Origin of the sequence: Curtobacterium sp. VKM Ac-2861 (assembly GCF_013204965.1) — a bacterium.
Lineage (GTDB): Bacteria > Actinomycetota > Actinomycetes > Actinomycetales > Microbacteriaceae > Curtobacterium.
In genome coordinates this window covers 119,309-139,303 of record NZ_JABMLA010000003.1, presented here as the reverse complement: position 1 = coordinate 139,303, position 19,995 = coordinate 119,309, and the positions used below count along the sequence as shown (strand labels likewise).

The 19,995-nt window shown below is 69.9% G+C and carries 19 protein-coding genes; 12 read left to right on the top strand and 7 right to left on the bottom strand.

All coding sequences use genetic code 11. The annotated features are described in order from the left end of the window. Positions 1 to 122 precede the first annotated feature (122 nt). Positions 123 to 1,136: a LacI family DNA-binding transcriptional regulator gene (locus HQQ88_RS08635; protein ID WP_173169225.1), complete on the bottom strand. Its 1,014-nt coding sequence runs from the start codon at positions 1,134 to 1,136 to the stop codon at positions 123 to 125. 172 nt (positions 1,137 to 1,308) lie between these two features. Here HQQ88_RS08635 and HQQ88_RS08630 point away from each other — a divergent pair, with 172 nt between their 5' ends. The 4 genes from HQQ88_RS08630 to HQQ88_RS08615 are packed head-to-tail and all read left to right on the top strand — an operon-like array spanning position 1,309 to position 6,569. Continuing rightward, positions 1,309 to 3,306, top strand: coding sequence for a beta-L-arabinofuranosidase domain-containing protein (locus HQQ88_RS08630; RefSeq protein WP_173169224.1), 1,998 nt, complete (start codon positions 1,309 to 1,311; stop codon positions 3,304 to 3,306). Between the two features lie 4 nt (positions 3,307 to 3,310). Next, a complete protein-coding gene (locus tag HQQ88_RS08625; protein WP_173169223.1) occupies positions 3,311 to 4,618 on the top strand; it encodes a sugar ABC transporter substrate-binding protein in 1,308 nt (435 codons plus the stop codon). 34 nt (positions 4,619 to 4,652) lie between these two features. Beyond that, complete coding sequence (locus tag HQQ88_RS08620; protein WP_132099953.1) at positions 4,653 to 5,612, top strand: carbohydrate ABC transporter permease; 960 nt, start codon at positions 4,653 to 4,655, stop codon at positions 5,610 to 5,612. A gap of 3 nt (positions 5,613 to 5,615) precedes the next feature. Continuing rightward, positions 5,616 to 6,569: a carbohydrate ABC transporter permease gene (locus HQQ88_RS08615; protein ID WP_123291928.1), complete on the top strand. Its 954-nt coding sequence runs from the start codon at positions 5,616 to 5,618 to the stop codon at positions 6,567 to 6,569. A gap of 158 nt (positions 6,570 to 6,727) precedes the next feature. Here HQQ88_RS08615 and HQQ88_RS08610 read toward each other — a convergent pair whose 3' ends face one another. Continuing rightward, on the bottom strand, positions 6,728 to 7,777 hold the full coding sequence (locus HQQ88_RS08610) for a substrate-binding domain-containing protein (RefSeq protein ID WP_173169222.1): 1,050 nt from the start codon (positions 7,775 to 7,777) through the stop codon (positions 6,728 to 6,730). Positions 7,778 to 7,958: 181 nt separating this feature from the next. On the opposite strand from HQQ88_RS08610, the gene chvE reads away from it, so the two are divergent. The 3 genes from chvE (at position 7,959) to mmsB (ending at position 11,907) form a co-directional block, all read left to right on the top strand. Continuing rightward, a complete protein-coding gene (gene chvE, locus HQQ88_RS08605) occupies positions 7,959 to 9,086 on the top strand; it encodes a multiple monosaccharide ABC transporter substrate-binding protein (protein ID WP_173169221.1) in 1,128 nt (375 codons plus the stop codon). Between the two features lie 102 nt (positions 9,087 to 9,188). Then, positions 9,189 to 10,739, top strand: coding sequence for a multiple monosaccharide ABC transporter ATP-binding protein (gene mmsA, locus HQQ88_RS08600; RefSeq protein WP_131845834.1), 1,551 nt, complete (start codon positions 9,189 to 9,191; stop codon positions 10,737 to 10,739). After that, positions 10,726 to 11,907: a multiple monosaccharide ABC transporter permease gene (gene mmsB, locus HQQ88_RS08595; RefSeq protein ID WP_111086259.1), complete on the top strand. Its 1,182-nt coding sequence runs from the start codon at positions 10,726 to 10,728 to the stop codon at positions 11,905 to 11,907. Before mmsA ends, mmsB begins: the two co-directional genes overlap by 14 nt. Positions 11,908 to 11,985: 78 nt before the next feature. On the opposite strand, the gene HQQ88_RS08590 is transcribed toward mmsB, so the two are convergent. After that, positions 11,986 to 13,326 (bottom strand): alpha-amylase family glycosyl hydrolase, encoded by a 1,341-nt coding sequence (locus HQQ88_RS08590; protein ID WP_367917001.1) that lies wholly within the window; start codon positions 13,324 to 13,326, stop codon positions 11,986 to 11,988. A gap of 227 nt (positions 13,327 to 13,553) precedes the next feature. Here HQQ88_RS08590 and HQQ88_RS19490 point away from each other — a divergent pair, with 227 nt between their 5' ends. Further along, the gene (locus HQQ88_RS19490) at positions 13,554 to 13,805 is read left to right on the top strand and encodes a DUF3253 domain-containing protein (RefSeq protein WP_367917000.1); all 252 of its coding nucleotides are present in this window, start codon (positions 13,554 to 13,556) and stop codon (positions 13,803 to 13,805) included. A gap of 11 nt (positions 13,806 to 13,816) precedes the next feature. Here HQQ88_RS19490 and HQQ88_RS08580 read toward each other — a convergent pair whose 3' ends face one another. Beyond that, positions 13,817 to 14,215, bottom strand: a complete 399-nt coding sequence (locus tag HQQ88_RS08580) for a hypothetical protein (protein ID WP_123291923.1) — start codon at positions 14,213 to 14,215, stop codon at positions 13,817 to 13,819. Continuing rightward, positions 14,215 to 14,724: a nucleotidyltransferase domain-containing protein gene (locus tag HQQ88_RS08575; protein ID WP_173169219.1), complete on the bottom strand. Its 510-nt coding sequence runs from the start codon at positions 14,722 to 14,724 to the stop codon at positions 14,215 to 14,217. The genes HQQ88_RS08580 and HQQ88_RS08575 overlap by 1 nt, the downstream gene beginning before the upstream one ends. A gap of 203 nt (positions 14,725 to 14,927) precedes the next feature. Between HQQ88_RS08575 and HQQ88_RS08570 the strand changes: the two genes are divergently transcribed. After that, positions 14,928 to 16,028, top strand: a complete 1,101-nt coding sequence (locus HQQ88_RS08570) for an SDR family oxidoreductase (protein WP_173169218.1) — start codon at positions 14,928 to 14,930, stop codon at positions 16,026 to 16,028. Between the two features lie 22 nt (positions 16,029 to 16,050). On the opposite strand, the gene HQQ88_RS08565 is transcribed toward HQQ88_RS08570, so the two are convergent. Then, on the bottom strand, positions 16,051 to 16,398 hold the full coding sequence (locus tag HQQ88_RS08565; RefSeq protein WP_123291920.1) for a DoxX family protein: 348 nt from the start codon (positions 16,396 to 16,398) through the stop codon (positions 16,051 to 16,053). A gap of 92 nt (positions 16,399 to 16,490) precedes the next feature. Here HQQ88_RS08565 and HQQ88_RS19195 point away from each other — a divergent pair, with 92 nt between their 5' ends. Genes HQQ88_RS19195 through HQQ88_RS08550 form a run of 3 tightly spaced genes read left to right on the top strand, consistent with a single transcriptional unit; the run spans position 16,491 to position 17,907 of the window. Next, positions 16,491 to 17,129: a TetR/AcrR family transcriptional regulator gene (locus HQQ88_RS19195; protein WP_216834426.1), complete on the top strand. Its 639-nt coding sequence runs from the start codon at positions 16,491 to 16,493 to the stop codon at positions 17,127 to 17,129. A 17-nt stretch (positions 17,130 to 17,146) separates the two neighbouring features. After that, positions 17,147 to 17,446, top strand: coding sequence for a biopolymer transporter Tol (locus HQQ88_RS08555; RefSeq protein ID WP_123292308.1), 300 nt, complete (start codon positions 17,147 to 17,149; stop codon positions 17,444 to 17,446). Next, entirely contained in the window at positions 17,443 to 17,907 is a 465-nt protein-coding gene (locus HQQ88_RS08550; RefSeq protein ID WP_123338690.1) for a hypothetical protein, read from the top strand. The genes HQQ88_RS08555 and HQQ88_RS08550 overlap by 4 nt, the downstream gene beginning before the upstream one ends. A gap of 126 nt (positions 17,908 to 18,033) precedes the next feature. Here HQQ88_RS08550 and HQQ88_RS08545 read toward each other — a convergent pair whose 3' ends face one another. Beyond that, the gene (locus HQQ88_RS08545) at positions 18,034 to 19,863 is read right to left on the bottom strand and encodes a beta-galactosidase family protein (protein WP_173169217.1); all 1,830 of its coding nucleotides are present in this window, start codon (positions 19,861 to 19,863) and stop codon (positions 18,034 to 18,036) included. Positions 19,864 to 19,995 lie beyond the last annotated feature (132 nt).

Here is a 19,995-nt window from a genome sequence, read left to right as displayed (position 1 = left end):
GCCGGTGCGCCGAGGTTCCACGAACGGCTCGGAGTCCCGCCCAGATGCCGAGATTTCGGAACCTCGGCGACGGGCGCGGCGGACGGACGGGCGGGAGGGCGGGACGGGCGGCGCGGGGCGGGCTACGCGCCGGCGGTGCTCTCGCGGATGACGAGGGCCGGGGTGACCGTCGCCGAGGCCGCCGCACCGCCGTCGATCAGCCCGAGCAACGCCTGCCCGGCCACGCGCCCGAGCTCCTCGAGCCGCAGGTCCACCGTCGTCAGCGGCGGCCTCGAGGCGAGCGCCATCACGTCCCAGTCGTCGTACCCGGTGACGGCGACGTCCTCGGGGACCGATCGCCCGAGCTCCCGCAGCCGATCGCACACGCCGCGGGCGATCTGGTCGCTGCCGCACACGATCGCGTCGACGTCGGGCGACTGCCGCGCGAGCACGTCGACGGCCTGGCGCCCCCACCGCTCCGACCACTCGCCGAACAGCGGCGGCGTGACCAGTCGTGACCCGAGCACGGAGGCCGCTCCCGCCACCCGACGTTCGGCGGAACGGTGCCGCGCGGGCCCGGTGACGACGGCGACCCGCTGCCGCCCGAGCGTCAGCACGTGCGAGGCGACGAGCGCGGACCCGGCGGAGTCGTCGAGGGTGATCGACACGTCATCGGCCGAGGTCGATGGCGTGAACGCGTACACGACCGGGATCGCCACGTCGATCGGCGGTCGCGGGTCGGCGGAGCGTCCGGTCACGATGATGCCGTCGACTCCGCGGGCTGCGAGCGAGCGGAGGTAGTGGGCCTCGCGGACGTGGTCGTCGCGGGTGTCGCAGAGCAGGACCGCCATCTGCCCGGCGGACAGGGCGTCCTCGGCGCCGAGGAGCACCGGGATCGAGAACCGACCGAAGGAGTCGGTGGTGATCATGCCGACCGTGTAGGTCCGACCGGAGGACAGCGCACGGGCCCGGGCGTCGCCGACGAACCCGAGCTTCTCGGCGGCGTTCTTGACCCGTGCCCGGGTGGAGTCGCGGAGCTGTCCGGTGCCGTTGAGCGCCTTCGACGCCGTGCCGATCGACACCCCGGCGAGCGCGGCGACGTCGGTGATCCGGACGGGTTGCGTGCTGCGGTCGGCACCGGTGCGCTCGAGGGTCACGGCAAGTTCCTTTCCGGATCGCGGGACGTGACGATGAGCATACGCAGAAAACTCAGCACTGCTCTTGCGCGGCGAAGACCAGTGTCGTAACGTCCACCGCAGAAACCGTTTTCCGGAGCGCTGCACGAACGGCGGCTCCGGGACGGTCCCAGTCACATCGCAAGGAGGCGACATGACAACCACGCTCGCGACCGACAGCCGTGCGCACACCGCGACCCCGGTCCTCCCGACCGCCGACGCGCACCTCACGCTTCGGCCCCTGCCGACGGGCGACGCCCGGATCACCGGCGGCTTCTGGGCACTCCGGCAGGAGCGCAACGGCCGTGACGCGGTCCGCGGCGGGTACGCCCTGCTCGAGACCGCCGGCAACTTCCGGAACCTGCGCATCGCCGCCGGGCTCGAGGAGGGCGAGGCCACCGGCCCGATCTTCATGGACTCGGACGTGACGAAGTGGCTCGAGGCGGTGGCGTGGGAGTACGGCCGCGCCCCGTCCGAGGACCTGCTCGACCTGCAGCGCGAGGTCACCGCCCTGTACGCCCAGGCGCAGGCCGACGACGGCTACCTCGACTCCGTGCAGCAGATCCGTGGGAAGGGCGAGCGGTACACGGACCTCAAGTGGAGCCACGAGATGTACTGCGCCGGCCACCTGTACCAGGCGGCCGTGGCGCAGCACCGTGCGACGGGCGACACCGGCCTGCTCGAGGTCGCGATCAAGAACGCCGACCACCTGGTCCGCACGTTCGGCGACGGCACCGCCCCGGACGGCACGCCGAAGACCCGCGACGTCGACGGCCACCCCGTCGTCGAGATGGGCCTCGTCGAGCTGTACCGCGAGACCGGCAACCGTGAGTACCTCGACCTGGCGCACTGGTTCGTCGACGCCCGCGGCACGGGCATCATCGAGCGTGCCGGCGGTGAGCCGACGTACTTCTCCGACCGGGTGCCGAGCCGACAGGCAACGACGGTCGAGGGCCACGCCGTCCGCGCCGTGTACCTGGCAGCGGGTGCCGTCGACGTCGCGATCGAGACCGGTGACACCGAGCTGCTGGCCGCGAGCGAGACGCAGTTCTCGGACATGATGGCGACGAAGGCGTTCATCACCGGCGGCCTCGGGGCGCGCTGGGACTGGGAGGCGTTCGGCGACCCCTACGAGCTGCCGACCGACCGTGGCTACGCCGAGACCTGCGCGGCCATCGGCGGTGTGCAGTGGGCGTGGCGACTGCTGCTCGCCACCGGCAAGCCGGTCTACGCCGATGCGATCGAGCGCCTGCTCTACAACGCGTTCCTGGCCGGCGTGAGCCTGGCGGGCACCGAGTACTTCTACGTGAACCCCCTGCAGCAGCGGGACCACGCGCACCAGGACGAGAACCGCTCCCCCGCTCACGGGCGCCGAGGCTGGTTCGACTGCGCCTGCTGCCCGCCCAACATCATGCGCACGTTCGCGAGCATGGACGGCTACCTGGCGACCGCGACCGACGGCGGCCTGCAGATCCACCAGTACGCGACCGCGGACCTCGGGCCGGTGTCGGTCGAGACCGGCTACCCGCACGACGGCCGCGTGGTCGTCACGGTCACCGAGGACGGCCCGCTCGCCCTCGGCCTGCGGATCCCGGTCTGGTCGGACACGACGACGGTGCAGGGACCGGACGGTACGGCGCACCCGGAGCCGGGCACGCTGCACGTCGTCGACCGGCACTGGACCGCCGGGGACACGGTCGAGCTCGTCTTCGACACGACGCCGCACCGGTACGTGGCCGACACCCGCATCGACGCCGCCCGCGGTCAGGTCGCCATCGAGCGCGGCCCCCTCGTGTACGCGGTGGAGCAGGCGGACCAGCAGGGCTTCACGGTCGACGACCTGACGGTCGACGCGGTCGCACCGATCACCGAGGAACGTCGCGACGACCTGCTCGACGGCATCGTCACGCTGCGCGTGCCCGGACACGCCCCGGCCGGACACGAGCAGGCATCGTGGCCGTACCAGCGGCTGGACGCGACCCGGTCTGGAGGCGCGGATCACGCCGTGGACGCGACCAGCGTCGACGACGCGGCCGGCTCGCAGGGCGCCACCACGGACCTCCCGGCCGTCACCGCGACCGCGGTTCCCTACTACGCCTGGGCGAACCGCGGGGCTGCGCCGATGCGCGTGTGGCTCCCGCTGGCGCGGTGACGTGATGGACCGCAGAGCGTTCCTGGTCGGCGGTGTCGCCGGCGGCGCAGCACTCGCCCTGGCAGGGTGCTCCGGCACCCTGCCCAAGGTCGACGCGGAGGTGGCGAGTTTCGGGAAGGACGCGACCGGCACCGTGCACGTCTGGTGCCGGTCCGCGACCCAGGCCGGACTGACCTCGGCCGTGGCCGGGTTCAACAAGGCGAACCCGAAGCTGCAGGTCGAGCTGACCCCGGTGCCGGACGGTCAGTACGTGACGAAGCTCGCGACGGCCATCCGCGGCGGTGAGCCGCCGGACGTCGTGGACATCGACGACATCAACTCGCAGCTGTTCATCTTCCGCGAGGCGTTCGCCGACCTGACCGACGTCGTCAAGGGCCTCGACTACTTCGACGCGATCTCGCCGGGGCACCTGCGGCTGCTCGAGTACCGCGACCGGTACTACGGGCTGCCCTACCTGGCGGACAACTCGCAGCTGTTCGTCAACACCGAGCTGTTCGACCGGGCCGGGCTCGACGTCGAGGAGTCGACGAAGGACCTCTCCACGCTGCTCGACGCGGCGAAGGCCATCCGGAAGCTCGACGACGACATTTACGGGTGGTCGATCTCCGGCAACGCCGCCGGCATCATCGGCTTCGTCACCCAGCCGCACGTCTGGGCAACGGGTGTCGACATGATGTCCGGCGAGGTCGGCTCCCAGACGGCGAACATCACCGGCAACGAGGCCCTGGAACGGATGCTCGAGTTCTACCGGCAGCTCTGGAAGGACGGCGCGCTGTCGAAGGCGACGTACTCGGACGCCGGCACCACGTGGGGCGCGGACTTCCGGGCCGGCAAGGTGGGGATCTTCCCGACCTCGTACGGCGCCACCGTGCCCGCGGCCACCAAGGCGATGCGGGCGAAGATGCAGACGGTGCTCATCCCGTCGTGGGACGGCCAGCGGTCGTTCTTCGACGGCGGCGACAACATGTGCATCCCGAACGGGGCGGCGAACCCGTCCGGCGGCTGGGCGTTCATGCAGTACGCGAACGGCCTGCAGCAACAGCAGGCCCTGCCCGACGGCGGGTACTTCCCCACCCGCTCGGACGCCGCGACGCCCGAGTACCGGAAGCGGTTCCCGTTGGCGTTCGGCCCGCTCGACGCCATCGACAAGGGCTACGCGCCGCAGACCCTGGCGTACAACCTGCTCAACAACCAGCCGTCGTCACCGTACTTCGCGATGTTCCGCGAGGCCGTGTTCGGCTCGGGCACCGCTGCCGCGATGAAGACGGCGCAGGCGGACTACACCCGCATCCTCGACCAGGTCCAGGCCTGACCGCCGTTCGCTCGTTGCACAGAGAGGTGCAGACATGACCACCATCTCCAACCGACGGACCGGCGCCGGCCGCCCGACCGTCGGCCGCGGCGCCGGCCGCCCGGGCCGCTCGGGTCCGTCCCGCGGATCGCTCACGCACCCGCCGCGCGCCGGCGCCGTGCTCGTCACCCCGGCGATCGTCTTCGTCGCGGTGTTCGTCCTCGCCCCGCTCGTGTTCGCGCTCTACATCTCGTTCACGAACTGGCCCCTGATCGGCCCGTACCGGTTCATCGGGCTGCAGAACTACCTGACGCTGTTCCAGGACCCGACGTTCGTGCACGCCATCGGGTACACGCTGCTGTACACCGCGATCGTGACGGTGCCGATCCTGGTGCTCGGCTACTTCCTGGCGGTGCTCATCCGGGCACGGCGTCGGGGCAGCACCCTGCTGCGGACGGTGTTCTTCCTGCCGTACGTCGTCGGCCTGACGACGCTGTCGTTCATGCTCGTGCTCGAGGCGCAGCCGAACTCCGGAGCCGTCAACATGGTGCTCCGCTGGCTCGGCATCACCGACGGCAGCACCGCCTGGCTCGTCAACGGCCCCCTCGCCACGCTGCTCATCTGCGTGCTCGTGGTCTGGGCGGTGTCCGGGCTGACGATGGTGCTCCTGATGTCGGCCATGCAGGGCATCCCCGACGAGGTGTACGAGTCGGCGCAGCTCGAGGGGGCGTCGTGGTGGCAGACCGAACGGCTCATCACCCTGCCGATGATCCGGTCGACCATCGCCCTCAGCGCCATCATCTCGGTGATCGGCTCGCTGCTCGCGTTCAACCAGTTCTACATCCTGACCCAGGGCGGGCCGGGGACCGAGACCACGACGATCGTCAACGCGATCTACAACCGTGGCTTCGTCAACCTGCAGCTCGGCGCCGCGACCGCCGAATCGATCGCCCTGGTCGTCGTCATCGCCGCCGTCACGGTGTTCCAGTTCTGGGCACTGCGAGAGAAGGACTGAGCCATGAGCACCACGACCTCCCGTGCCGGCCTCGCGGCGCCGGACCTGTCCACCCGCACGCTGACCACCACCGGCGACGGACGCCGTCGACGACACCACCAGGGCAGCGTCCGGCACCCCCGCGACACCGCCGTCAAGCGCACCCTGTACGTGATCGCCGGCGTCGGGTCGGTGCTCGTCTTCGGCGTCCCGCTGCTGTGGTCGATCCTGCGGGCGTTCCAGTCCGAGGCCGTCATCACGCAGGCCGCCGACCCCGCGACCTTCTTCCAGCTCGGCTGGCAGAACTTCGCCGCCGTCTTCAGTTCGTCGTCGCACCTGCTGACCGGCGTGTTCAACTCGTTGATCGTGTCGATCGCCACGGCGGTGCTGACCGCGGTGATCGCCACGATGGCCGGGTACGGGTTCGCCCGCTTCCGGTTCCGCGGGTCGGGCATCGTGTTCGGTCTGGTGCTGCTGACGATGATGGTGCCGTTCCAGGCGATCCTCACCCCGCTGTACCTCGAGATGAACGCCATGAAGCTCACGAACTCGTTGCTCGGGCTCGTGCTGTTCTACACGACGGTGAACCTGCCGTTCGGGGTGTTCGTGATGCGGAACGCGTTCGAGTCGATCCCGACCGAGCTCGAGGACTCGGCGTTCGTCGACGGGGCCTCACGCTTCCGGGTCGTCGTGTCGGTGCTGCGCCCGCTCCTGCTGCCCGGGGCCGCGACCGCTGCGCTGTACGCGTTCCTGGCGTCGTGGACCGAGTTCCTCGGGGCGCTGACGTTCCTGACGAAGGACTCGCTCTACACGCTGCCGGTGGCGCTGCTCAACCTGCAGACCGGGGCGTACGGGCAGGTGTCGTACGGCAACCTCGTCGCCGGGTCGGTGGTGGCGATGATCCCGTGCATCGCGCTCTACGTCGGACTGCAGCGGTTCTACGTCGCAGGCCTGTCGTCCGGTGCCCTGAAGGGCTGACGGTCGGGTCGGCCCAGCGGGTCGCGCCTGCCCCGCACCGTGCGAGGGTCCGCTCCGGTGCGAGGTTCCGTACTCCGTGCCAGGCCCGGTGGCTCGCACGGAGCACGGAACCTCGCACCGTTCGACACCACCCCTCGCACCGTGCGAGGTCCGCCGAGCTAGGCGCTGCGGCGCACCACGAGCTCGGGCGCCAGCAGCGTCTCGTCGCGCGGCTCGCCCTCGACCAGGGCCCGCACGGTGTCGAGCACCCGCTCCCCCATCGCCCGGAAGTCCTGCCGCACGGTGGTCAGCGGCGGCGTGAAGTGCGCGGCCTCGGGCACGTCGTCGAACCCGACCACCGCGATGTCGTCGGGCACGCGCAGGCCCTCGTCGGCGAAGGCGTGGAGCACCCCGAGCGCCATCTGGTCGTTGCCGGCGAACACCGCGTCGACGGCCGTCACGTCGATGTGCCGTGCGGCCGCGAAGCCGCTCCCCGGGGTCCAGTCGCCGTCGAGCACGACGGGCTCGAGGCCGGCCGCTTCCATGATCCGGACGTACGTGGCACGGCGCACCTCGGACTCCTGCGAGACGGGCGGGCCGGCGATGTGCACGATCCGCCGGTACCCGCGCCCGAACAGGTGTTCCATCACGAGCGACGTCCCGGCGGCCTGGTCGATCGCGACCGCGGCGACGGTCGACGCCGCCGGGGTCCGCACGGCGTCGCGCTGCACGGCGTTCGACACGACGACGGGCACGGTGACCGGCACGGTGAGGGAAGCGAGGGCGTCGAGCACCCGGTTGTCCGCGGCGACGAGGACGATCGCGGCGACGTCCTGCGCGAGCAGCGTCGTGAGTGCACCGGACAGGTCGGACGGCGTCGGGTCCTCGGGCAGGGTGGAGAGCAGCACGTGGTACCCCGCCGAACGGGCCGCACGTTCGAAGCCGATCGCGGTGCTCGACGGACCGTACAGCGCGTCGCCCGCGGTGATGATGCCGAGCGCGCGGCTCCGCCCCCCGGCGAGTGCGCGGGCGGCGGCGCGGGGCCGGTAGCCGAGGTCGTGGACGGCGTCGGTGACCTGCGTGCGGAAGGCGTCGCGGACCGTCGGGTCGCCGTTGATGACGCGCGAGACGGTCTGGTGGGAGACGCCCGCGCGCTCGGCGACATCGAAGATCGTCGGAGCCTTCCGGCGTTTGCCGCCCGTGCCCCCTGGGGCGGTCGTGGTCGTCACGAGGCCAACCGTACCGCGCAGTCCGGCCCGCGCGGCAAGATCGCGAAACGGTCACGCCGAGTTGACACCCCGTTACGAAAGCCCCAGTATGTGAGCGCTCACACGAGCACATCCCTCGGGGCACAGCAGCCCCGGCACCTGAGCGCGTCGAGGACGACGCGAGAGGAACAGAGGTACTTCGATGACGAAGCGCAGGATCATCGCGGGCGTTGCAGCCCTCGGCATCGCGATCGCACTCGCCGGCTGCTCGGCCGGTGGCCGCGCGTCCACCGACGGCGGCAGCAGCAGCGACAACAAGGGCGCCCTCGTCGGCGTCGCCATGCCGACCAAGGTCTCGGAACGCTGGATCAAGGACGGCGACGCCGTCAAGAGCGACCTCGAGAAGGCCGGTTACAAGGTCGACCTCGAGTACGGCGACAACAAGGTCCAGCAGCAGGCCCAGCAGGTCAGCAACATGATCACGAAGGGCGCGAAGGTCCTCATCATCGCGTCGATCGACGGCGGAGCCCTCTCCGACCAGCTCGATGCCGCCGCCAAGGCCGGCATCAAGGTGATCTCCTACGACCGTCTGCTGACGGGCAACAAGAACGTCGACTACTACGTGTCGTTCGACAACGAGAAGGTCGGCGTCGACCAGGCGACGAGCCTGCTCACCGGCCTCGGCGTCCTCGACGACAAGGGCGAGAAGACCGGCGAGAAGGGCCCGTTCAACATCGAGGTCTTCGCCGGCTCGCTCGACGACAACAACGCCAGCTTCTTCTTCAACGGCGCCATGAAGACCCTCAAGCCGTACCTCGAGGACGGCACGCTGAAGATCCAGTCGGGTCAGGACCAGCTCTCGCAGGCCGCCACGCAGCAGTGGGACCCGGCGACCGCCAAGGCCCGCATGCAGAACCTGGTGGCGAAGTCGTACTCGGGCGGCACCACGCTCGACGGCGTGCTCTCGCCGTACGACGGCATCTCGATCGGCATCATCTCGGCGCTGCAGGGTGCCGGCTACGGCACCAGCGACCGTCCGCTGCCGATCGTGACGGGCCAGGACGCCGAGGCGGCCTCGGTCAAGTCGATCATCGCCGGTCAGCAGTACTCGACCATCTACAAGGACACCCGCAAGCTCGCCAAGCAGTCGGTCACCATGGCCGAGGACCTGCTCACCGGTGACAAGCCCGAGGTCAACGACACGAAGAGCTACGACAACAAGGTCAAGGTCGTCCCGACCTTCCTGTTCCAGCCGACGGTCGTCACCAAGGACAACTACAAGGAAGTCCTCGTCGACTCGGGTTACTACACCGAAGCCGACCTGAAGTAGTCGCAACCCACCTGTCGGACAGGAGGCACGAATCGACCCCGCCCCGTGCCTCCCGTCCGCCCCATCCGCGCGCCACGGCGCGCACCACGGAAGGCGGTCGACGTGACGGACACGATCCTCGAGATGCGTGACATCACCAAGACGTTCCCCGGCGTGAAGGCCCTGCAGGGCGTCTCGATCGAGGTCGAGCGTGGACAGGTCCACGCCATCTGCGGCGAGAACGGCGCCGGCAAGTCGACCCTCATGAAGGTGTTGTCGGGCGTCTACCCGCACGGCTCCTTCGAGGGCGAGATCCTGCTCGACGGCGCACCTGTCTCGTTCGCGAACATCAACGACTCCGAAGCCGCTGGCGTCGTCATCATCCACCAGGAGCTCGCGCTGAGCCCGTTCCTGTCGATCGCCGAGAACATCTTCCTCGGCAACGAGCGGTCCAAGGGCGGCTTCATCGACTGGAACAAGACGAACCTGGCAGCCGCCGAGCTCCTGCAGCGCGTCGGTCTCAAGGACAACCCGGTCACGAAGATCGTGGACATCGGTGTCGGCAAGCAGCAGCTCGTCGAGATCGCGAAGGCACTGTCGAAGAAGGTCAAGCTCCTCATCCTCGACGAGCCCACCGCTGCCCTGAACGACGACGACTCCGCGCACCTGCTCGAGCTCATCCGCTCCCTGCAGGCCGAGGGCATGACGGCGATCATCATCAGCCACAAGCTCAACGAGATCAAGGCGATCGCCGACAAGGTCACGATCATCCGTGACGGCAAGACCATCGAGACGCTCGACATGCACGCCGACGACGTCTCCGAGGACCGCATCATCCGCGGGATGGTCGGCCGCGACCTGTCGAACCGGTACCCCGAGCACGAACCGAAGATCGGCGAGGAGCTCCTGCGGATCGAGGACTGGACGGTCCACCACCCGCTCGACGGGTCGCGCGAGATCATCCACCAGGTCGACCTGAACGTCCGCGCCGGCGAGATCGTCGGCATCGCCGGGCTCATGGGCGCCGGGCGGACCGAACTCGCGATGAGCGTGTTCGGCCGGTCGTACGGATCCGGGATCAGCGGGACCGTGTACAAGCGCGGCGAGCCGATCAAGACCCACACGGTGTCGCAGGCGATCGACCACGGCATCGCGTACGTCACCGAGGACCGCAAGCGCTACGGCCTGAACCTGATCGACGACATCAAACGGAACATCTCCGGGTCGGCGCTCGGCAAGCTCGCCAGCTGGGGCTTCGTGAACGCGTCGGAGGAGACCACGGTCGCCGGGCAGTTCCTGAAGAACCTCAACATCAAGGCACCGAACGTCGACGTCATCACGGGCAAGCTCTCCGGCGGCAACCAGCAGAAGGTCGTCCTGTCGAAGTGGATGTACACCGACCCGGACGTGCTCATCCTCGACGAGCCGACCCGCGGCATCGACGTCGGTGCGAAGTACGAGATCTACACGATCATCAACAGCCTCGCGGACCAGGGTAAGGGGGTCATCGTGATCTCCTCGGAGCTCCCGGAGCTCCTCGGCATCTGCGACCGCATCTACACACTCTCCGAGGGCACCATCACCGCCGATGTGCCCCGCTCCGAGGCCACCCCAGAGGTCCTCATGCAGTACATGACCCAGGAACGGGAGACCCCTGTCAATGAACGCGCTTAAGTCCGCCGCCGGCTACCTCACCGGGCAGCTCCGACAGATCGGCCTGTTCATCGCGCTGATCGTCATCGTCGTCTTCTTCCAGGTGACGACCAACGGCATCACCCTGGCCCCGATCAACGTCTCGAACCTGATCGTCCAGAACAGCTACATCCTCATCCTCGCCATCGGCATGGTGATGGTCATCATCGCCGGGCACATCGACCTGTCCGTCGGGTCGGTCGTCGCCTTCACCGGCGCCATGGCCGGCGTGATGATCACGCAGTGGCACATCCCGTGGCCGATCGCCGTCGTGCTGTGTCTGGTCGTCGGTGCGCTCGTCGGCGCCTGGCAGGGGTTCTGGATCGCCTACTTCGGGATCCCGGCGTTCATCGTCACCCTGGCCGGCATGCTCGCCTTCCGCGGTGCGGCGCAGATCGTGCTGCACAACCAGCAGATCTCGCCGTTCCCGGACGGGTTCCGTGCCCTCGGGTCCGGCTTCCTGCCGTCGTTCGGCACCACCGGGTACGAGCCGCTCACGATGATCCTCGGCTTCGCCGCCGCGGCCGTCATGGCCGTCACGGCGTTCCGCGGCCGGGCCACCCGCCGCAAGTACCAGCTCGAGAGCGAACCGTTCGCCTGGTTCATCGTGAAGCTCGTCTTCGGCGTCGTGCTGGTCGTCTACGTGGCCCTGCTGCTCGCGAGCTACAACGGCACCCCGATCGTGCTCGTCATCCTCGGCGCACTCGTGGTGATCTACTCGGTCATCATGCGGAGCGCGGTGTTCGGCCGCCACGTCTACGCCATCGGCGGCAACGCCCTGGCCGCGCAGCTGTCCGGCGTGAAGACGAAGCGCGTCACGTTCATGCTGTTCGTCAACATGGGAGTCATCTCGGCCCTGGCCGGCGTGGTCTTCACCGGTCAGCTCAACCTGGCGGCACCCGGTGCGGGCAACGGCTTCGAACTCGACGCCATCGCCGCGGTGTTCATCGGTGGCGCAGCGGTCACCGGCGGCATCGGCACGGTCCCCGGCGCCATCGTCGGTGGTCTCATCATCGGGCTGCTCAACAACGGCATGTCGATCCTCGGCGTCGGCACCGAGTACCAGTCGCTCATCAAGGGCTTGGTCCTGCTCGCCGCCGTCGCGTTCGACGTGTTCAACAAGCGTCGGGCGGCTGCCGCGCGCAAGTAGGGCTGCGCGCGGTCGCGTTCGCGGTCGCTTGGTGAACAGAAAAGGTCGGGTCCTCTGTGGGGACCCGACCTTTTCTGCTCACGATCGTGACGCGACGGCCCAACCCCTGGCCGGGAGGCGCAGGGTCCCGTCCCCGAGATCCGCGCCGCCCGCCTCCACCCGCGTCGCATCCGCCGCGGGCACCTCGACGGGATCGGCCGACAGGTTCAGGGCGGTCACCACGGCCGCGTCCGACGTCGCGGTCCGCAGGACGACCGCCGTGTTCGTCAGGTGCACCACGTCGGTGTGCGCCCGGTGCAACCACGGGTTGCGGCGGCGCAGGGCGATCAGGGCCTCGTACGCGTGCGTCAGGTCCCCCGCTGCGGGTGGTGCGTCCGGGAACTCCGGTCGGACCGCGTCGTCGCCACCCTCGCGTTCCTCCTTCACCCCGGTCCAGCCGTACTCGTCGCCCGCGTAGACGATCGGGGTGCCGGCGACGGTGAACAACACCGCGGCCGCGTGCCCGGCGAACTGCTCCCCCACGGCGCTCGCGATGCGGGTGACGTCGTGGTTGCCGATGAAGGTCGTCGGGGCGAACGTCTCGAGCAGGGCGTCGTGCCGCTCGATCGCGTGCGCCAGCTCGTGGCCGTTGCCGTCCGCGATGCCGTGCCAGATGCCCTGCCACAGTTCGTACTGCGTCAACGAGTCCATGGTCGACTCCCGCGCGATCGCCGCCGCGTCGCCGTGGATCACCTCACCGCTGAACCACGCGTCCGGGAACCGCTCGCGCACCCGCGGCAGCACCCTCGCCCAGAACGCCGGTGGCACTGCGTACGCAGCATCGAGGCGCCAGCCGTCGATCCCGCGCTCCAGCCAGTGCGTCATCACCTGCACGACGAAGTCCTCGGTCGCCGGGCTGTCGTGGTCGAGTGCGACGAGGATGTCGTGCCCTTCGAACAGCCCGACCGGCACCGGCTGCCCCGGCGTCCACCCCGACCAGTCGATCGCGAACAGGCCAGCGGTCGCCGCGTCCGGTCCCTCTTCTCCGAGCGCCCGGAACGCCGGGTGTTCACGACCGACGTGGTTGAAGACACCGTCGAGCAGGACCCGGATCCCCCGCTCGTGCGCCGCGGACACCAGGCGGTCGAAGTCGGCGTCGTCGCCGAGTCGGGGGTCGATCCGGAAGTGGTCCACCGTGTCGTAGCCATGGGTGGAGCTCGCGAACACCGGCCCGAGCACCAGGCCGTTCAAGCCGAGGTCCACCACGTGGTCGAGCCAGGGTTTGACGCGGCCGAGACGGTGCTCGACGGCGCGCTCCTCGAACGGCACTCCCGGGCGGACGTCCGCCCCGACGAACCCGAGCGGGTAGACGTGCCACCACATGACGTGCGGGACCCACGCGGGCTCGGGCGGACGGATCGGTGCGGTGTCGGTGCTCACCCCTCGACACTGCCAGTCGCGCCTGTGCTGGGCGCTCCCGTGCTGGGAACGGACAGGGACGGCAGGACGAGGATGTGCGCATGGGACGTGCGATCAGGACGGAAGCGGACGCTGCGGCATCGGAGTCGGCACAGGCCGATCGGACCTGTGCGTCGTGCGGCCGTCGGATGCCGTCGTCGGCGGCGCCCGAAACCAAGTGGTGTTCCCGCGCCTGCCGTCGCCACGGAGTGGACCGGACGGACCTGGCACTCGAACAGCGCATCGACGAACTGCTCGCCGCACGGGCACGAACCTCGAGCATCTGCCCGTCCGAGGTCGCGCGGTCGCTCGAACCGGACGACTGGCGCCCGCTCATGGAGCCCGCCCGTCGAGCGGCCCAGCGCATGGTGGCGCGCGGCGAGGTCGAGATCACCCAGGGCGGCTCCGTGGTGGACCCGTCGACCGCGAAGGGTCCGATCCGCATCCGTCGCCCGCGGTGAGCCGCGGGCACTCAGAGACGCTCGTGCAGTGTCCGAACGAGCCGTTCGAGTGCCGTGACGAGTGCACGGGTCTTCTCCTGGGTCACCCGTGACGACGAGTACTGGAAGTGGGTCTTCTCGTCGGTGAGACGCTTGAAGTGCAACCCCGGCCGGGTGTCCGGCGCGCAGGCTTCGTCGAGCAGCCGTCGCGCCGCCGCGTGGTCGTCCCCGATGTGGTGGTAGCCGAGCACGGCGCCGCAGATCGCATCGGACGCTGCGATGCCTCCCAGTACGGCATTCGCGCCGGCGGTCTTCCAGTCAGCGTGGCTGGCCGACTCGGCGTACATCTGCGCGACTTCGAAGTAGGACGCCGCCTCGTCCCGTCGCATCTCGACGGCACGCCGATCGACCGCCCGCACTCGGCCGGCCATCAGATGAGTGTCCTGATCTCCTCGCCGAAGACAGTCCGGGCCTCGTCACGCCACGAGCCGACCAGCGGATCCCCCTCGGCAACGAATCGGCGGAGGTCTGCACGGGTGACATCGAAGACCTGACACTCGTTCCCGGTCCATCGCCGGACCAGATCACCGAGGCGGACCACCACTTCGGTGTCGACGGCATCGGCGAACACGACGAGCAGATCGAGATCGGATGCCGGAGTGGCGGTGCCGCGAGCGACGGAGCCGAAGATCGACACCGAGAGCACCCCCGCGCCCGCAGACTCGACGAACGCTGCTATCCGGCGCTCGAGTTCGTCACCAGCATCGAGGCCGAGTTCGACCGCTGGCCAGAGCAGGTGCTCACGGTTCACCCGGTACGCCGAGTGCTGGAGGCCACGATCCACGCAGACGAGGCCCGCTTGCTCCAGTTTGTCGAGCGCCCGCTTGATGCCGGTGTGCTGTGCGGCGCCGGCGACTCGCGCCACCTGGCGGCCGGTCATGCCGGAATCGGTCCGGGCGAGCACTCGGAGTGCGTCTGCCTGGGTGGTACCGAGGAGTGTGGCGAGTGGTTTCACGAGTTGCATGCTGGCCTCCGGAAGCAGTGTACCGATTTTGAGTCCACGTGGGGCGGATTTGTGTACACCACCCGGTCGTCGCCCGCGGTGAGGGAACACGTGTCGTCCAACCTCGGTTGGGGATGGGGATGACTGCAACCGGATCGACCGAACCGACCCCCGTCCAGCCCCGAGCCCTCGTCGTGGGAGCGAGCGGCATCACCGGCTCCGCCCTGGTGAGCCACCTGCTCGACCTCGGCTGGGACGTGACCGCACTGTCCCGCCGACCGCTCCCCCAGCAGGACGTCCGGACGGCCGCCGCGGACCTCCGCGATCCCGACAGCCTCGGCGCCGCGCTGGCCGACGAACGTCCCACGCACGTGTTCTTCACCGCGTGGCAGCGCCAGGAGACCGAAGCCGAGAACATCCGCGTGAACGGCGGCATGGTCCGCGACCTGCTCGCCGCACTCGCGCACGCTCCACTGGCGCACGTCGCACTGGTGACCGGCCTGAAGCACTACCTCGGCCCGTTCGAGGCCTACGCCGCGGGCGAGATGCCGGACACGCCCTTCCACGAGGAAGAACCCCGCCTGGACACCCCGAACTTCTACTACGCGCAGGAGGACGAGCTGTTCGCCGCCGCCGAGCGCCAGGGCTTCACGTGGTCGGTGCACCGCTCGCACACCGTGATCGGACACGCCGTCGGCAACGCCATGAACATGGGCCTGACGATCGCGGTGCAGGCCACCCTGGCGAAGGAGCTCGACCTGGACTTCGTGTTCCCGGGCAGCGAGGCGCAGTGGAACGGTCTGACCGACATGACCGAGGCGGGGATCCTCGCCGAGCAGATGGTCTGGGCGGCGACCGCACCCGAGGGTGCCGACGAGGCCTTCAACATCGTGAACGGCGACGTCTTCCGGTGGCGCTGGATGTGGCCGCGCCTGGCTGCACACCTCGGCGTCGACCCGGCCCGTGTGGTCGGGTACCAGGACGAGCCGCGTCCGCTCGAGCAGCAGATGGCGCCGTACGAGTCGGAGTGGGCCGGCATCGCCGAGCGACACGGTCTGGCAGAGGCGGACATCACACGGCTCGCCTCGTGGTGGCACACCGACGCCGACCTCGGTCGCGCGATGGAGGTCGTCACCGACATGGGGAAGAGCCGCGAGGCCGGGTTCACGGCGTTCCGCCGGACCGAACGCGCGTTCGCCGACCTCTTCGCGCGCTACCGGGCCGACCGACTCATCCCCTGAGTCGTCGGCCCGGAACAGCGGGCTACAGCGCGAGCAGGAGCACCACGAGCGTCGCGACCGACAGCACCAGCAGGACGACGGCGCCCTGCAGGTCCTTGTCGTGCGCTCGGAGGTGCGCCACCACGGCGCCGACGAAGTAGACCACCGCGCCGATGGCCGCGGCGATGGCGAGCGGCACCCACCAGATGCCGATGACGAGCCCGGCGGCAGCGGCGACCTCGAGCACCCCGAGGACGGTCATCTGCGAGGGAGTGACGTGGACGGCCTGCATCGAGGCGACGATCTTCGGGTTGCGCACGAGTTTCATGACGCCCGAGCCGAGCAGGGCCACGGCGAGGACGAGGGACAGGACGACGGCTGCGATGTGCACGGGGAACTCCAGGTGGCGAAACGGATGGTTGTCCCCGTTTCAAACCGGGGACTACTCCCCGTATTCCCGGCCACGCGATCTAGGCTCGGTGCATGACCCGCCGAGACGTCGCCCGGAACCGTCAGGCGCTCGTCGACGCGGCCCGGTCCGCGTTCACCGACCACGGCCTCCAGGCTGCACTGGAACCGATCGCGGTCGCAGCGGGACTCGGCAACGCGACCCTGTACCGGCACTTCCCGACCCGCGCGGCGCTGTGGGAAGCCGTCCTGGTCGAGCCGATGCACGAGGTGCTCGACCTCGTCGAGCACTGCCGCGAGTTGTCCACCTCGGACCCGTGGGAGGGCTTCGCGACCTTCGTCCGCAAGACGGCGGCCATCGAGGCCCGCCGCACCGGGTTCAGCGAACTCATGACCACCGACTACCGCGACGCTCCGGAACTCCTCCGGCTCCGCATCGCCGTGCAGGACGGGATCGACGCCCTCTTCACAGCCGGGCAGGCGGCCGCGGTCATCCGCGCCGACGCCACCCTGGCCGACGTCGCACTCCTGCAGCTGTCGATCGCGGAGACGATCCGCACGTTCGGCCGGGTCGCGCCCGAGGCGTACCGACGCTGGGTGGACCTGGTGCTCGACGGGTTCCGGGCGGCAGACGTCCCGCGCGGCACGCTGGCCGGACGCCCCCTGCGCGGTGACCAGGTCCGACGAGCCCTGGCGGAGCGCCACCAGACATGACCTGGCACGCTCGGACCATGACCGCCGCCGAGGACGACCATTACTTCGTGGTGAACGGCCGACGCTGGCGCCGGACCGACCCCGCGCTGCCGGACGACGTCGCGGCGGCGCTCCGGAGCCACCTCGGTCGTGGGCGGAACGCCGTCAAGCAGGCCAAGCATGCCGGTGACGACGAGGCACTGGCTGCGGCTCGGCACCGGAACGGCCTCGCGAAGCACGGGCTGGGCGAGCGCGGGCCGGAGTGGTGGACGCGTCCCGAGGCCGATCGGATCGCCGACGCCGAGCAGGCACTCGCCGATCTGGACGCCCTGCCGTGACGACGATCCGTCCGCCGCGCCTGGACCGCATCCTGAACCTCATCGTGTTCGGCCCGGTGATGATCGGGACAGGAGTCGCACTTGCGAGCGTGGCCTTCGTGCCCGGAGCATCGGCGCGGGTGTTCGTCTTCGTCCTCGGTGTCGCCTTCATCGCCGGCGGGACCTGGGCCACGGCCAGGCTCCGACGCGTCGCCGTGTACCTGTCCGACGAAACCCTCCGGTACTCCGGCTTCTTGTCGTCGTGGACCGCACCGCGTGCGGGCGTCACCGCGGTGCTCGACGACGCGTACGTCGAGTGGCGCGACGATCGCGGGGTCGACCACCGACGGCAGATCTGGCTGCTGACCCGAGCATGGGAGGACGACGGCACGAGGTTCGCTCCGCTCTGGCGCTGGCGACGCGAGGCGCTCCTCGAGGTGCGGGCGTGGGCAGCGACTCACGAAGTCCGAAACGTCCCATGACGCCCGCGGTGGAAAGCGGAATCGGGCGTACCTGGTCGGAACTTCCGACCAGGTACGCCTGATTCGACCCGGTACGCCGGGTCCGACCAGGTACGCCCGTTTCGACCAGGTACGCGGCCAGCCTCGTCAGCCCTCGGTGTGCCCCAAGGACGGCTCGAGGAGCAGGTGGGCCGTGCGGGATGCCGACGCGTGCAACTCGAACACGACGAGCTCGTTCCGGCCTGAGCGCAGGACCGGCCCCGGGATCGCCAGGGTCTGCTGCGGGCCGCGCGACCAGTACCGGCCGAGGCAGAACCCGTTGACCCAGGCGACACCCTTGCGGAAGCCGTCGAGCGACAGGTAGCGGTCGTCCACCGCGTCGAGGTCGAACGACCCGGTGGCGAACGTCGGTCCGGCGAGCGCCTCGCCGTCGGCCGGTTCCACGGCGGACAGCGCCTCGAGTGCGGACGGGGCGATCGGGTCGAGCGCCAACGGCGACGCGGTCCAGCGCGAGAGCGGGACCCCGTCGACGGCGACCCCGCCGATCAGGCCCTTCGGCTCGCCGATGCGGATGCCGTAGTCGACCCGCCCCTGGTCCTCGACGAGCAGTTCGAGCGTGCCGGTCACCGGCGGCAGGACGATCGCACGGTCGTGGTGCTCGCGCTCCAGGACGCCCACGACCACACCGTCGACGGACACGATCGCGCGGTCGCGGACCTCGGTGCCGACGGTCAGCACGCCGCCGGACGGCAGGTCGACCTCGGCCCGGTACAGGACGAAGCCGCTCGCCGCACCGAGGGCGTCGAAGGTCGGCGGCTCGTCGTACGCCGACCACGTCGTGAGCGTGGGCAGCAGGGAGCGGAGCGACGCGACGCGGTCGAGGCGGACGGCGAGGTCCGTGGCGGGGGTGATCCGGGCCTCCAGGCCGACTCCGTCCGCCGCATCGGACGCGAGTCGACCCGACCCACCCGGCTCCATCGACGCCGGCAGCGGCGGGACGGGCGCGTAGCGCTCGATGACCGCGCGGAAGGCGTGGAACTTCGGCGTCGGTCGGCCGGCTTCGTCGAGCGGGGCGTCGTAGTCGTACGACGTCGCGATCGGACGGTAGACGCCCTTGTCGTTCGCGCCGTTCGTGAAGCCGAAGTTCGTGCCACCGTGGAACATGTAGATGTTGACCGAGCCACCGGCGGCGAGCAGGACGTCGAGGTCCGCAGCGCTGTCCGCGGCCGAGGTGGTGTGGTGGTGCTCGCCCCAGCTGTCGAACCAGCCGTCCCAGAACTCCGAGCACATCAGGGGGCCGGTCGGCTGGGCCTGCCGCAGGCGCTCGAGGCGCGCGGCGGACCGCGAGCCGAACGAGCCGGTCTTGTGCAGCGACGGCAGCGAACCGTCCTCGAGCATCGTGCCCATCGGCTGGTCGACGCTCGTGAACGGGACGGTCAGCCCGATGTCGCGGTGCATCTGCTCGAGTGCACGCAGGTACACGGGGTCGGAGCCGTAGGCGCCGTACTCGTTCTCGACCTGCACCAGGACGATGGGGCCGCCCTGGTCGATCTGCCGCGGGACCAGCACCGGCGCCAACGCCTGCAAGTACGAGGAGACTGCTGCGAGGAACCCCGGCTCGTCGCGGCGGACCCCGACGGTGCCGTCGGCGAAGAGCCAGTACGGCAGGCCGCCGTTGGCCCACTCCGCGCAGATGTAGGGGCCGGGGCGGACGATGGCGTGCATCCCCTCGGCAGCGACCAGGTCGAGGAACCGGCCGAGGTCGAGCCCGCCGGTCAGGTCGAAGACCCCGGGCGACGGCGCGTGCGCGTTCCAGGCGACGTAGGTCTCGATGGTGTTGAGGCCCATCAGCTTCGCCTTGCGGATCCGGTCGGCCCACAGGTCGGGGTGCACGCGGAAGTAGTGGATCGCACCGGACAGCACGCGGTGCGGCTCGCCGTCGAGCAGGAAGTCGGTGTCGCCGATGGCGAATCGCATGAGATGACTCTTTCAGACAGCGGGGTGGGGGGGGGGGGGGGGGGGGGGTTGGGGCCGGGGCCGCTTCGTGGCGGGTCGTGGGCGCTTTGTGAGCAGGAATGGTCGGGTCGGGTCGTCAGACTCTACCGTTTC